Source organism: Chamaesiphon sp. VAR_69_metabat_338 (assembly GCF_031423935.1).
Taxonomy (GTDB): Bacteria; Cyanobacteriota; Cyanobacteriia; order Cyanobacteriales; family Chamaesiphonaceae; genus Chamaesiphon.
Map to the genome: position 1 here is coordinate 1 of NZ_JANPGM010000600.1, position 14,311 is coordinate 14,311.

Below are 14,311 nucleotides of genomic sequence, written 5' to 3' on the forward strand. Positions count from 1 at the left end.
TAAGTAAGTAATCAACAGCAAATTATCCTAAAAACACGCGCCATTGGTTACTAATTTTGACTGCCCAGCACTTCTGCTTTAGTCCGATCGATCGTCTCGATTAGTTCCTGCCGATCCTGCTCGCGAATCAAATAACGCCACACAAAACGCCCTACATAGATCGAGCCAACTAGCTTAAGAATAGGTGTGACTAAAGGAATACTATCGATCGCCTGTAACCCAGCAAATAATATTCGGAGCGCGATAATAGCCAATGTCGCCAATCCCAGCCAGGTTAATAACTGGCGATTTTCTTGGAATATTTTCTCGATCGTGGCAATTAGCTTGTCTAGTAGCAAAGTTGTCTCGTTCATTTGAATCGGTAGCCACAGCTCTTGTGGTGATTCGTTAGTAGCTGTTTCGGTCGCAGGCGGGACTATTGCGGATGCACTATACTCGTTCGTTGCTTTAGTTTCCATTGATTTCACCCTGCCGGTTGGCTTGTTAACATTTCTTAAACTTACGTAACCATCAGTCTATAAGGCTAGATTGCGGTCTGCTATCCATCAATTGACCGATCTAGTTATTGCCATTAGATAGATTGCGACAGCAGCTAGAATGAGTGCTTCAACCGAATAAAAAATGTTCCTCGCGATCTCGCAACTACCTTTTTTCTATACACTTCAGCATGTATTTTTTTAGCTGAATGAACACTATAACTCTGATAAATATTAGTTAAGCTCCAAGTATTCCTACTGACAGAGTGCATTTCTCATAGTTTCTATCGATCGAATGATTTTTCTAGTGAATTTAATTGATTAAGATTCATTAAAGAATCGTTCGCAAAATAACTAAGATCGTATGCCCAGACTAATTGGAAAAACATCAAAAACACCTTTGTATGCGATCGCTACATGTTTAGTATTAGCCGGAGCTGTTACTACTTCAGAATATCTAGGCGCGATCGATCTAGTGCCAGGGTTTGGTAGAGATAATCCAGAGATGAGATCGACCGAGCTACCAAGTTTTGGATCGAGCGAGGTCATGTCTTAAAGCTTTACTCCACATGCCGATCGATGCCATCAATTTACACCCACTCAATCCTCAGTCAGCCAATACTAATAATTAAGGAAGATTAAGACCGTGCGCAAAGGAAAAGATATTATTGGTAAATCTGTTGTCACCTACGATTCAGGTCAGAAAGTGGCAACTGTAAAAGATTTGATTTTCGATCGAGATGATAATTCTTTACTAGGTTTTTTGATTGAAGAAGCGGGCTGGTTTAGTAGTGCGAAAATTTTACCGCTCGATGCGGTTACAGTAATTGGCAGTGACGCAATTATCATTCCCGATCGCGAGGCAATTCGATCGGCAAAAGAGTACCCCAATATTTATCGAATTTTAGAAAATAACAATATTTTGAATGGTACTCGGGTTATGACTACCGATGGTCGCAATCTGGGTAGATTAGTCGATCTATATTTTGACGATCGAGTTGGGACGATCGCTGGTTATGAGACATCTGACGGCTTGTTTGCCGATGCTTATTCTGGCCGATCGTTCGTGCCTGCGCCCAAAACTATCAAAATTGGGAAGGATGTAGCGTTCGTACCGCCAGAGACTGTAGATTTGATGGCAGAACAAGTTGGCGGTATCAAAGCAGCAATGCTGACTGCTGGCGAGAAAATGCAGTCAACGGCACAAGTTGCTGGCGAAAAAATTAAAGCCACCGCTCAAGTCGCCAGCGAACAAATGCAGTCAACGGCACAAATAACTGGAGATAAGCTACAAGTAGCCGGACAGACTTTTAGTGCCAAAGTCACCGATGCCATTGTAGACAGAACCGCCCAAAAAGACTTTGTCGTTGGTAAAGTAGCACAGCAAACTGTCAACTTACCTAATGGCGAACCTTTGGTCTTAGCAGGCACTGTAATTACATCCCAAATGGTCGAGACTGCCGATCGATCGAACATCCTCGACCGAGTTTATCGAGCTGCTGGTGGTAACTTAAGCGCGCCATTAGGCGAACGGGTGAATACTGCCGTTGCCGGCTTGACGGTCGATCGAGTGCAGGGAAGACGAGCGCAGCGGGCTGTGTATTCGTCAGATGGCTACATCATTGTCGCTCAAGGGCAAATTGTGACCTTACAAACGATCGAGCGTGCTAAGACGGCTCATCGCGAGTCGGCCTTATTAGATGCCGTGGGGCTGTCCGCTCCAGCCGCAGCCCAGTCTCAGGCGAGTGCCTTAACAACAGTTACGGCAGATCGGCTCAAAACCACTACCGCAGTTGCTAGCGATCGCCTTCAGGAGGGTGCTACGAACGTCTGGGAGCGACTCAAAGAAACGACCAATGAATTGCAAGGGCGGAGTGCGCAAGCCATTGAAGCCAAGCGGATTAAAGGTGCGTTGGGTCGTCCGACTACCAGAGTCATCCTCGATCGTCATGATGGGGTAATTCTGAATGTCGGCGAATTAATCGGTCACAAAGCGATCGAAGCCGCTCGGGCTGAAGGTGTGCTCGATCTGTTGTTGGACTCGGTTTATACCGGAACTCCTCAGCTTTCGCTCGACGAAATGCGGGCATCAGAAAAAGGGAAAGCAGCCCTGTCCTAACTCTGACTAACAGCATCAATTCATCGGCTGTGGATACAACTGGCGGAATGTGTCCGCAGCCAATTTCTACATGTCAATTGGTATCTCGTATCCTGATGTAACTACTTCGATCGGGCGGTAGTAGGCTGAATGACTAGATTTGAAAAAATAATTACCGATCGCCTCTAACTTGAAATTCAGTAGCTAAATATGCCTTTAATTAAACGTTGTCTTGCAGAGTTTTTAGGAACATTCTGGTTGGTATTGGGTGGCTGTGGTAGTGCGGTATTTGCCGCTGCCTATTCGGATCGGATCGGCTCTACATCTAAAGCTGCGGCTTCATTAGGCATCGGGACGATTGGCGTAGCCTTAGCTTTTGGCTTGACGGTGTTGACAATGGCATACGCGATCGGACATATCTCCAATTGCCATCTCAATCCAGCCGTGTCGTTTGGGATGTGGGCGGGTAAAAGATTTCCTGGCTCGGAATTATTACCATATATCATCGCGCAAGTTAGTGGTTCGGTTGTCGCCGCCGCTTTCATCTACTCGATCGCTACAGGTAAATCTGGCTACGCTCTTACCGGCACAAATCCGCTGGCAACCAATGGCTTTGACGCTCATTCACCCCAAGGCTACACGCTGTTTGCTTGCTTATTAGCAGAAGTAGTGATGACATTTATGTTTCTCATCGTCATCCTTGGTGCGACCGATTCGCGCGCCCCGCAAGGTTTTGCACCGATGGCGATCGGGTTGATGCTGACACTAATTCACCTGGTTAGTATTCCGATTACCAATACATCAGTCAATCCCGCCCGCAGTACGGGGCCTGCTGTCGTTGTCGCTCTGTTTGGCAGCACCGATCTCTTAGGGCAACTCTGGCTATTTTGGTTAGCTCCGATTTTCGGTGCGATAGTAGCTGGATTTTTCTACCACACTGTCTTTGAATCATCACAGAGCGCGCACAGAAGAGGTTCGGAACCACAAGTTTAGTAGAAATCGATCGGCGAGCGGGATACCCAGCTACTACATATAATCGGGCATCGCTTCAGCACTGTCTTTCTTCGAGCCGAGGAGATCGAGCGTATCTACCTTAATCACCGGGCGAGAGCGTTCGGTACCCGTGGCTTTATCGATCCAAGTTTCGACTTCTAGCGAACCTTTAATGCCGATTTGACTGCCTTTTTTGGCATAGTTTTTGGCAATTTCGCCAGTTTTACCCCAAATTTTGAGATTGAACCAGTCGGGTTGATCTTGGTTTTTGCTGCGACGATTGACGGCGAGGGTGAGGGTACACACGCATTTGCCCGAACCCTCAAACCATTTGAGTTCTGGATCGCCACCAACTCTACCTACCAGATGAACGACGTTAAGACTCATAGCAAAATAGTAGTTATGTACTTTATACCTTATTGTAACTCATAATGGCGATCGATCGTGCTGAGTCGATCGTGGTTTTTAATATAAGCGGGGAGCGGGGGAGTTGGGAGAGTGCGAATGCGTATTTAGAAATCAAAGTAAATAAATGCTAGGCTTTCGGCTGGTGATAACAACCAGACGATATACAAGCAGATGGGAATTAAGGTGAGTTTGAGATGCCAATTTAGATTTAATTTTAATACTCGATCGATGCTGTAGGCGATCGCCATAGCGATCGTCAAGCCGATTAAAATTAGGAAGATTTGACCGTCTGTCAAATTTAGATTTTCAATATATACTTTAGTAGCAAACTGCGCATCGCGCGGATAGCCCCAGAGATGAGATAAGACTAAATTTGACTGTGCGAGATTTGGCAATCGAAACCAAATCCAAGTCACAAATACTAATAGTTGGGTTGAGAACCAACCGCATAGCTGTCCCCAGGGACTTTTCCAAAAATTAGCAAGTGCGGTGGTTTTTTCGGATAAGTAATGGATCGATCGATGAACGATTAAGGCGATCCCATGAACGCCACCCCACACCAGATAACCCCAATCGGCACCGTGCCAAATTCCCGAAATTAGCATCAGCGCAAATAAATTGAGACAAGTGCGGACTAATCCCAATCGCGAACCACCGAGGGGAATATAAATATAGTCGCGCAACCAATTACCCAGACTGATATGCCACCGCCGCCAAAAGTCGGCGATGCTCGTACTCATATAGGGAAAGTCAAAGTTTTTGGGTAAGTTAATCCCGAACAAAATTGACGTACCTAAAACAATATCAACATAGCCACTAAAATCGAGATAGAGTTGTAACCCATAGGCAAAAATTGCCAGCCATAAATCGATACTACCCGCCCGATCGAGTGTCGTCGGATCGAATACTAGTTTGACAAAGGTAGCGAGATTATCAGCAATTAGCGTCTTTTTAATCGCGCCGCTGGCAATCAGCCAACCAGCTTCTGTTAAACGCTCGATCGAGGGGAACTGTAAATTATTTAGTTGCGGCGCAAACTGATGATAATGAGTAATTGGCCCCGAAACTAGTTTTGGAAAAAATGATTTGTAGGCGGCGTATTTGAGGAGATTGCCTGTTGCGGGACTACCTTTATAAACATCGACTAAATACGCGATCGATTCAAAGCTTAAAAAGGAGATGCCTAATGGCGGCAAAAAGTTAGCCTTAATCCAGACTGCCCAAGATTGAATCCCCACCGGATTAACCGGACTCAAAATACCTAATAGAAACGGGATGTATTTAGCAGCAATTAATAATAAAATATTAAACACAATGCCAGCAATCAGCACTCGTTGTCGCTGTTGTTTGCCCCTCGGCAGCCATCGCCGAAAATAGTCGTCGCCCAACCTGTCGCGAACTTCTTTATATTCGATAATTTGGCTTTCTAATAACAGCTTACCAATCCAGTAGTTAACCAGTGCCATCATTAAAATGACTGGAAAATATTGGAGCTGGTTGAAAGAAATATAAAACAGGACGCTAGAAATCACGATCGCCCACAGCTTTTGATTTTGGGTTCTGGCTAATCCCCAATAACAGATCAGGGTGATACCTAGAAATAGCGCGTAGTTAGATGAGATAAATTTCACGATCGCAAGTCAAGTCCAGGTGAATAAAAGATTGGCAAAAGCGGTGGCGGGTGGCGGGGAGCGGGGAATGGGGAAACAAAGGCGTGCGGGAGCCGCTACCCACCAACTAGATTTCAGGCACTTGCTTAACAGACTTTGCGAGACTTAGCTGCCAAAGTTACCACTTAACCCGAGCGGTTTTAGCTAAATATTTACTCACTTCTTGCGCCCCAAATCGATTGAGATGACTCGGATCGGAAAATAGCTCGTGGCGCGTATTTAGCACCCCATCGAGATCGACAAAAGTAAGCTGATGTGAGTCCATCAGTTGTTGCATGTATTGCTTGAAGCTAGCTTCATGTTGGCTGCGATATTTATCTAGATATAGATCCGTTAACGGCATATTTACAAATACCAGGGGAATTTGATGGCTGGCTAATAAATCGATCGTTTGATGCAACGCGCGATCCTGATTGCCTGCTAGTTGAAAATTTGCATAGTCGCCGTCACTCTCACCAGTCACCCTAGTATATTTCTGATAATAAGTAGTCGGATCGAATTGAATTTCTAGCGGCAAAAATCCATCGAAATCAATTTCTTGATGCTTGTCGTTGGGAATAATTTCACTATTAATACTCGGATCGAGCTGACTGGCATTTAGCAGATCGGTCTTTGGTATACCTAACGGTACTTTAGCTTGCAGCCAAGTTTTTAGTCGATCGCGATGTTGATAGGCTGGCGATACTTTAGCTAATTGTAAATCGATCGTGGTATCGATCGCGTGGGCGGCATCGCGAACTGTAGACTGGACTCGCGCGAGGGGCGAATTACTATTATTTAAACCCGACATTAAAGCCAAATGGCGATAGCGATCGGATAGGGCAATTGCCTCGTAAGTGCGATCGCTGCGTCCGCTATTAAATGCCCGCGCACCATCCGCCCAGATCACTAATTTTGGTAACTGTTTGGATGTTAATAGTTGCCGTAAAATCAGATCGACAACTTGAGCAGTAGCACCATTAATCCCAAAATTATATAACTTGGGATTGCGATAGCCGCGCTCGATCGCCCCGCGCCGCAATACTTCGGGATCGACTCCCCGCAACGCGCGCGAACTGCCGATAATCAGCACGTCAGGGACGCCATGTTGCAAGCACCGCAGTTGATACTGAGCGAGCTTTTGCTCTAGCAGCGGATTGTTAAATGATAGCTGGGTTGTCGTTGTCTCCCCAGTCGATTGTGAGATGACTTGCCTACTTTCTAAGGCTAGTTTAATTGCAAAATCTCCAGCAATTGTCGCTCCCAAACCGACTAGCACTAATAAGAGAGATGGTTGCCACTGAAACCGGGGTTGGTAGGCGAGTTGATTGGGGTTGACAAGATTGAGTTGCGGTTTCCACATCCCCGTGGCAACTAATGATGTGCCGAGCCGATCGTGCCAATTCGCCCTAGTGCTGGCGGGTGTGGCAGTCGCTGGTTGGGGCGAGCGAGGGCTGGTAGGCACCGTCAGCGGTGCTAGCAGCCGCTGGGGCGCATCGAAATCGACTCCATGCGTCCACAGTGATGTCGATTGTCCCGCACGCCGTCCGTGGACGCGCACGCCGCGAATCCCCGGCAACCGCATTTGCTTGATGACTTTGACTACTGTCGTCGCTACTTGACTTTGAATCGGGCAATTGGGTGCTTCGCTCATTACATGGACGAGTCGCTGACGATCGAGCACGAATATACTAATGCCACCCAACGCAAAATATTGCTCTAAATCGGGATTGAGCAAGCGTTCGAGGATAAAATGCAGTGCCTCGCGATCGCCGCGTCCGGCTAGAGCAATCGGTGTGAGTGAAAACTTGGGATCGCCTAAAGCGGGGAGATCCAGCCAGTGAATCCAGATCGGCGGCTCCTCCATCTGGGAGTAGGGATCGAGCGGCGATTGCAAGCCGTGAATCGTGGCTCCTTGCAACCCTTGGGGAGTCAATGAAATCAATAATGGGGCGATCGTATCGATGACGATTTTTTTGGCGGGAAACCGCGTCGCTCCAGGCTGTCTGAGCGTGCAGAATACTTGTAAAGTGAGATTTCTGAGCGTGGTACTCACCTGAACGCCTTCAGGCGCGAGGGCATCATTGAGTAAATGGGTAATGGCTTGGACATCACCCCAGCGCGCCCAACTTTTGAGCCGAATTGCTGGGGGTGTCAGATCGACTTTCAATCGCCACTGAGCGACTGGGGTACTTTTGGTCGCATCTCGATCCAGCGATCGCGCGAATTGGACGATCGCTTCGGTAAAATGTTCGAGCTGAATCCCCCGCAGTGCCCTGGCTAGCGGTTCGGCTAGCAGTTGGCACTCTAAGGATTTTTGCGAGTGACACCGCACCAACAGTCGATATTCGAGGCGATCGCGACTCAGATCGGGCGACTGAAACATCGTCTGTAAGCTCTGAGCATCAAATGCGTCCGCTTGCGGCAGATGTTGGATCGAAAACTCAAATCTCACCCCCAACGGTGTCAATACCTGCGAGAGGGCTTGGAAGATACGCCGCTGCTGCTCTGCGGGATCGGGGATCGTCTGAATGAGAGTCGCTTCGCCTTCGCTAGATACGAAATTCGGATCGTACTCAATGAGTGGGAGGGGTAGATCGTAGCGATCTCGTTCAAAGTAGATAGGTTCCGCCAAAATTTCACCCGAACAACATGTAACGCTTAGAGATAATACTACTAGAAAGTTAGCAGCACGGGATTTGTAGTAAGAGCAATCGCGCCGACTGCAAATCGCTCCCTATCATAACGATCTGTCGGTCGATTTGTGTAGATCCGGAAATGCCGATTTTTAATTTAGGGGATAGGGAATAGGGGGTAGTGGATAGGGAATAGTTGATAAAGAGTTTGGACGCAAGCGTCCTTTTATCGATCGGTCACTCAGTCACCTCGTCCCCTATTCCCTACCCCCTATTCCCTATCACCTTCATCCTGGGCATAATAAATAAAATCAAACTGAACAGGACTCGGATGTCGCAAGAACGGATTTATTGCTTGGCTTGGTCGCGGGTGAGTGGGGTCGGGCCGATTTTGGTCGATCGACTGATCCAGCATTTTGGCAGCTTGGAAGCCGCTTGGACGGCGGACGATCGCGCATTGCTGGCGATCGATGGCATCGGCGAACTATCGATCGTCAAAATTATGGAGTCGCGCGCGCAGATCGACCCGCAGCAACTATCCGCCACCCACGCGATCGAGAATCCCCTGTGGTGGGCGCGTACCGATGCCGATTATCCGCGTCTGTTGGCGGAAATTCCCTCGGCACCGAGTATGCTCTATTACCGAGGTCAGGTCGCGCTCGCCGAAAATCGGGGTGAAGTACCCACAATTGCGATCGTCGGTACCCGTTCGCCATCGGAATATGGCAAAAAATGGGCGCGGAAGATTGCGACGCTCCTCGCCCAAAACGGGTTTACAGTAGTCTCAGGCTTGGCACTGGGGATCGATGCCGAAGCTCATAGTGCGTGCCTAGAAGCTGGCGGACGGACGATCGCTGTTATTGGGACGGGACTAGATATTGTTTATCCGCCTCACCATCACCAGCTTGCTGCCGCGATCGCCCAGCAGGGCTTAATTGTCAGCGAATATGTCGCCGCCACACCACCCGATCGATCGCACTTTCCCGCCCGCAATCGGATTATCGCTGGCTTGAGCCGCGTGACGATCGTCATCGATGCGCCCACTAAATCCGGTGCCCTAATTACCGCCTATCAAGCCAATGATTTTGGTCGCGACGTATACGTCCTCCCTGGCTCGATCGACAATCCCAACTCCCTCGGCGGTCTGGGACTCCTCACTCGCGGCGCACAGCCCATCCTCAGCCTCGCTCATCTGCTGGAATTACTCGCCACCATCCCCCAACTCGACCCCCATCGACAATTGGATATGTTTGCCGATCGCCAGCCCGATCTCGATCCCAGTACCACTAGATCGATCGCACCTACCGCGCCATCGATCGCCGTCGAGATAGAGTTACAACCAGTTTGGCAGCTCGTCACCGATCTCCCAATTAGTTTTGACGAACTAGTCACCAGTTCCCAACTCCCCGTCGCAACAGTTTCGAGCATCCTCCTCCAGTTAGAATTGCTCGGTTTGGTTACTCAGTTACCAGGGATGAGATATCAGAGGTAGGAGGTAGAGGGTAGGGGAAGACGGGGGACGAGGAGGCGAGGAGACTAGGGGCGAAAAGGACGCTTGCGTCCAAACTCTTTATTCCTATTCCCTATTCCCTATTCCCTATTCCCTACCCTCTACCCGCTCATTTCAACTGACAAGAACTCCGATAATAATCCAACTCCGGCTCTTGCCACGAAAAAGCGAAGTGGCTGATCGACTGGATCCGAGGGAGACTGCGGTGAATGCCATCCATTTGGACTTCCAGCGATGGACGACCTTCGGTCGCGCGACCCCAATTTCCGGCCAGTGCTGGCACCACTTCGGTAGTAGTGGGTGCGAAATTGAGGACGCGGCGGATTTGCTCGACGATACAATCACTACGATTGCAAGTGGCATAAGCCATCGGGTGCCATTCATTGGTGGTAAACCTGTCCCAAGGTTGCACGCGCGAATCATAGCCTCTGCGCCCGACGGGTTGATTGGCTTCAGGAAAAAACACTGCGCCAGACCTAAGTCGCTGTTGCTCGACTGGAGCAGAGGCTGATTTCAAGAAATTGACTACGCCTTGACTGGCATGAGCGAGAGTCAGTTGCCATAAGTCCCATTCGATCCAGGGGAATTTATCCTCGTAGGACATGGTTGCTTCGGCTTCTAGGGGAGTACGACCTTGCCAGAGGGGTGAAACTTCATTGGGATAGAGTTTATCTACCTCCTTGAGGTCATTAATCGTGATGCCCCCTTTGGTCAAAAAGCGATCGATCAAGTCGGTACCCTTTTGATTTTGAGCCAGGGATGCGAGAGTTTTGCGAGATTCATCGCCATAAATCCATAAGTCTTTGACCTGACTGGCGATCGATTGTGGCCCCTGACCGCGCGGGAAGCGAATATAATCGAACAGCAGTCCGTCGGGTTTCCTATTGACAACTTCGCGGACGATTTGTTCGTAGTCTGTTTTGGCTTTGGTGCTGTAGGGATCGACAAATAAGACGGAACTAGTCCGGCCATCGGTGGCTTTTTGGAAGCCTTCTTCACCAGCAAATAAGGTAGTTTCCCCGCGTCCGTTAATGGCAATTGTTGACTGTCCTTCGGGGGTGACGGCGTATTCGGGGCCGAAATTGAGACTGTACATCCAGGCATAGACTTTCATGCCGCGCTCGCGCCCTTTTTGGATCGAGTCGGCGAGGAGATCGGTTTTATCGGTGCCTCTAGAGGTTAGTACCGAGTTCCACGCCGTGCGATTGCTCGATCGCGGCAACAAGGCTTTACCGTAAAATGTGGCGACGTAGACTTGGTTGTAGCCTTTGTTGACCATCCGATCGAGAATTTCTTCTAAGTCACCAGGACGCGTATCGCAAGGATAGAGCCGCACCCAAATGGCCTGATTTTTTAACCAGCTTTTCTGGCGGCACTGGGTAACGTCATTAGCGTGCTTTTTGACGATCTCGGCGTACTTATTCTGGCTGTTGCGATCGCCATTTTTCGCTGCTAGCCGTAGTACATTTTTGGCACTGACTTCGGCGGCAGGAATCTGACAATAATCTGCACTAGGTGCAGTCTGCGGGCTGGGTGCAGTCTGTGGGCTGGGTGCCGCTTGTGGGCTGGGTGCCATCTGCGGGTTGGGTGTCGCAGGTGCAGCATAGCCCGGAGTGGCGAAGCTAGTTGTCGTTAGTACCCCTACTAATAATTTTTGATGCCACTGGTGGCGATACCCTGCCACTAGTGAGATCGGTAGATTTGCTTGTAGCTTACAGTCCATAGTATCGCTTGCGATCGCTCTCTAGCATTAGGTCAGCATCTTACAGCAAAGGAGAAGCCAATTTGCATTGACTTCTCCTTCAACTCTGTTGAGAGGGACTAGTAATTTGGGGATAAAGTTCCGATTTATCCGTAAAATCGCGATCGATTACTTCCTAATATTTTTAGCTGGCGATCTCGTTTATCAGGCTACCTGTGGGGCGATCGTTAGAATATGTCTGAAAAGCCCTTTTGTGCTCGCTCATAGACCTGAATCCCCCTAAATCCCCCTTAAAAAGGGGGACTTTGAATCCGGTTCCCCCCTTTTCAAGGGGGGCTAGGGGGGATTTCTAGGGTTCGCGCTTAACAGGTCAGACTTTGCAAACATCCTCTTAGGCACCACGTTGTAATGCCGATTCAATTTGCTTGAATTTTTGCTCTAGACTAGTTTTGAGCTTATCTGGGAGCGGACGATTGGGGTAAGCGGCATAATGAGCTGCTAGCGAGTTGAGAGCCGTCCGCATACTGGTAAAAGAACTCAGTTTAGTCAACGCGGGATCTTGACGATAGCGAGATGCAAAATCATTGATATTCTGTCGCGCTAGCGACTGAGCGGCAGATCTGTCGGGGGAGTCGTTAGGTAACTCCAGTACTGCTTTCATACTATTGAGGACAGTCATTGTATCTTGCTTGTAATTGCCAACTAGTCCGCCAGGGCTAGCCGTACAACCAGCCAAACCAACGACAACAACTAGCACTAACGCAAATACCTGCGACCACAGACGCTTAAACATAATTTATAACTTAGAAAATTTAAAACTCCAAAATTACTGTCCATCCTAGCGCGAATTCGATCGCAAATGGTGAGCTGGCGCGAGTAGTAGGATGTAGGCATTATTGCAATTTGCCAGCTTGACTATTGGCGATCGATAGACAAGGATTAACTTAGTCAATCGGATTAGCACCAACCAAATATTGTCGTTGGCGCAGCCTCTCCTGTAGAGAATCGACAACATATCGCCTGGAGATCGTTACCCTATTTTCCCCCTTCCTTACCACTGACATGAGTATCCCTCGCCCCTATATTTTCATGTGGACGATCGTGGGCTTAGTGCTGACGATCGGTGCTAGCTTCATTCCCGTCTATGTAACCAGTTCCCCGTGGCAATGGCTCAATGCTGGCGGGGTTGCGGCCTACCCGTTAGGGTTTAAGTGTCAAGTTGGTGCGGTATTATCGATCGGCTGCTTGGGTGGTAGAACTGCTGGCGCACTCTCGCAAATTGCCTACTTATTTGTCGGCTCGATCGGCTGGCAAGTGTTTAATGATGGTGGTGGCATTGGCTATTTCCAGAAACCAGCTTTTGGTTATTTACTCGGCTTTATTCCGGGAGCTTGGGTGTGCGGACAGCTAGCTTTTCGTCGCCGCTTCGATCGCGGTGAATTGCGATCGACACCATCATTAGAACAAATGGGATTGAGTTGTTTGTGCGGTCTGTTGACAATTCATGCTGTCGGGATTAGCTATTTAATTTTATTTCAGATAGTTAGCTGGCAAAACCCAGGTGAATTCAAACTAGTAGAAGCGATCGGCACTTATTCGATCGAGCCTGCGATCGGTCAACTAGTGCTAGGATGTGCCGCAACCCTAATTACTTTTGTTTTACGCAGACTGATGTTTTACTAGTATTCGATTACATGAAAATTAGAAATTATTATTTTTGGGTAGCTGGTGTTACGAATATTGTCATCGATATCTTGAGTAAACGCGCGATCGTCGAAAATCTGCGCATCCAAAGAACATCGATCTCGATCGTTCCCAATCTGCTGAATTTTACTTATATCCGCAATCGGGGGGCTGGCTTTTCGATGTTAGAAGGCAATCCCTTGTTACCCTGGTTGTCGTTAATTGTGAGTGCGATCCTAATTGGCATTGGTATTACCAAGATCTTTGGTAGTATTTGGGAGCAGCTAGGATTTGGGCTGATCCTGGCAGGCGCGGCGGGCAATGGGATCGATCGGCTATTCTTTAACGGCTCCGTTGTAGATTTCATTGAATTGCCATTTCTGAGATTTCCCGCCTTCAATTGGGCATTTCCAATCTTCAATTGGGCAGATGTATCGATCAATTTGGGAGTTATTTGCTTGCTAATTAATATGTTCCTCGATCGACCTCGACAATCTTCTCGCTAGCGATCGACACCACGGCCAACTTTTAGCAGCAATTACATTCGATGCCGATCGATCGGCTTTTACTATGTCTTTAAATAAACAATTCGGTCGCTACCTATTCGGATTTAGTCTCATCTTAGCTCAGATCGGATTTGGGATGAGTGTCAGTGCCGTACCGCGCACAAAAGTTGAGGGCAATCCCGTGCCGCGCGTCAGCACGTTTGTGTATGCCCCAGTTAAATTATTGCCAAATATTGAAGTCAAAGAAACACTATCCGATCGCGACATTCCCACTGGCGATGGTGGTTTTGCCCGCGATTATGCCATCTCGCTCAAAGCAGGAGATCGGATTGCGATCGAGCTATCTTCGGAATCCTTCGATCCGGTTGTCATGTTAATGAATGCCGAAGGTAAAACGCTCGGCAAAAATGATGATGGCCCCGATGGCACTAGTAATTCCCTGCTATTTACCAGAATCAAAGATGCTGGCACCTACGTCGTCCGCGTCCAAGGTTTTGGCGAAACTAGTAGCGGCGAATTTAAGTTGAAAGTTAGTAAGTTACAGGTTCAACAGTGAGATTAGGGGATAGAGGGTAGGGGTTAGGGAATAGAAGATTGGGAATAGTAGAAAGTAGAAACGCAGTTTCGATCGTTAACTCTAACCCCTATTC

General features: G+C 48.3%; 13 protein-coding genes. 7 read left to right on the forward strand and 6 right to left on the reverse strand.

Annotated elements, in window-relative coordinates:
* Positions 1 to 50 precede the first annotated feature (50 nt).
* Positions 51 to 458 carry a CAAD domain-containing protein gene (locus tag RMO84_RS16490; protein ID WP_310489524.1) on the reverse strand — a complete coding sequence of 136 codons (408 nt, stop codon included), beginning with the start codon at positions 456 to 458 and terminating at the stop codon, positions 51 to 53.
* A 382-nt stretch (positions 459 to 840) separates the two neighbouring features.
* Here RMO84_RS16490 and RMO84_RS16495 point away from each other — a divergent pair, with 382 nt between their 5' ends.
* The 3 genes from RMO84_RS16495 (at position 841) to aqpZ (ending at position 3,567) form a co-directional block, all read left to right on the forward strand.
* Positions 841 to 1,032, forward strand: a complete 192-nt coding sequence (locus RMO84_RS16495; protein ID WP_310489525.1) for a hypothetical protein — start codon at positions 841 to 843, stop codon at positions 1,030 to 1,032.
* A 90-nt stretch (positions 1,033 to 1,122) separates the two neighbouring features.
* A complete protein-coding gene (locus RMO84_RS16500; protein ID WP_310489526.1) occupies positions 1,123 to 2,595 on the forward strand; it encodes a PRC-barrel domain-containing protein in 1,473 nt (490 codons plus the stop codon).
* A 189-nt stretch (positions 2,596 to 2,784) separates the two neighbouring features.
* Positions 2,785 to 3,567, forward strand: a complete 783-nt coding sequence (gene aqpZ / locus RMO84_RS16505; RefSeq protein ID WP_396135884.1) for an aquaporin Z — start codon at positions 2,785 to 2,787, stop codon at positions 3,565 to 3,567.
* Between the two features lie 33 nt (positions 3,568 to 3,600).
* Here the strand turns inward: aqpZ and RMO84_RS16510 are convergent, their stop codons facing one another.
* From RMO84_RS16510 to RMO84_RS16520, 3 genes are all read right to left on the reverse strand, one after another.
* Positions 3,601 to 3,954, reverse strand: a complete 354-nt coding sequence (locus tag RMO84_RS16510; protein ID WP_310489527.1) for a single-stranded DNA-binding protein — start codon at positions 3,952 to 3,954, stop codon at positions 3,601 to 3,603.
* A gap of 125 nt (positions 3,955 to 4,079) precedes the next feature.
* Positions 4,080 to 5,606: an MBOAT family O-acyltransferase gene (locus RMO84_RS16515; RefSeq protein ID WP_310489528.1), complete on the reverse strand. Its 1,527-nt coding sequence runs from the start codon at positions 5,604 to 5,606 to the stop codon at positions 4,080 to 4,082.
* Positions 5,607 to 5,763: 157 nt separating this feature from the next.
* Positions 5,764 to 8,259: a DUF1574 family protein gene (locus RMO84_RS16520; protein WP_310489529.1), complete on the reverse strand. Its 2,496-nt coding sequence runs from the start codon at positions 8,257 to 8,259 to the stop codon at positions 5,764 to 5,766.
* A gap of 332 nt (positions 8,260 to 8,591) precedes the next feature.
* Here RMO84_RS16520 and dprA point away from each other — a divergent pair, with 332 nt between their 5' ends.
* A complete protein-coding gene (gene dprA, locus RMO84_RS16525; RefSeq protein ID WP_310489530.1) occupies positions 8,592 to 9,752 on the forward strand; it encodes a DNA-processing protein DprA in 1,161 nt (386 codons plus the stop codon).
* A 127-nt stretch (positions 9,753 to 9,879) separates the two neighbouring features.
* Here the strand turns inward: dprA and RMO84_RS16530 are convergent, their stop codons facing one another.
* Both RMO84_RS16530 and psb27 read right to left on the reverse strand, forming a co-directional pair.
* A complete protein-coding gene (locus RMO84_RS16530) occupies positions 9,880 to 11,493 on the reverse strand; it encodes a family 10 glycosylhydrolase (RefSeq protein WP_310489531.1) in 1,614 nt (537 codons plus the stop codon).
* Between the two features lie 370 nt (positions 11,494 to 11,863).
* Entirely contained in the window at positions 11,864 to 12,265 is a 402-nt protein-coding gene (gene psb27 / locus RMO84_RS16535) for a photosystem II protein Psb27 (RefSeq protein ID WP_310489532.1), read from the reverse strand.
* A gap of 269 nt (positions 12,266 to 12,534) precedes the next feature.
* Here psb27 and RMO84_RS16540 point away from each other — a divergent pair, with 269 nt between their 5' ends.
* From RMO84_RS16540 to RMO84_RS16550, 3 genes are all read left to right on the forward strand, one after another.
* Entirely contained in the window at positions 12,535 to 13,155 is a 621-nt protein-coding gene (locus tag RMO84_RS16540) for a biotin transporter BioY (RefSeq protein ID WP_310489533.1), read from the forward strand.
* A gap of 11 nt (positions 13,156 to 13,166) precedes the next feature.
* Positions 13,167 to 13,661, forward strand: coding sequence for a signal peptidase II (gene lspA / locus RMO84_RS16545; RefSeq protein ID WP_310489534.1), 495 nt, complete (start codon positions 13,167 to 13,169; stop codon positions 13,659 to 13,661).
* A gap of 64 nt (positions 13,662 to 13,725) precedes the next feature.
* Complete coding sequence (locus tag RMO84_RS16550) at positions 13,726 to 14,217, forward strand: PPC domain-containing protein (RefSeq protein ID WP_310489535.1); 492 nt, start codon at positions 13,726 to 13,728, stop codon at positions 14,215 to 14,217.
* The last annotated feature ends 94 nt before the right edge of the window (positions 14,218 to 14,311 follow it).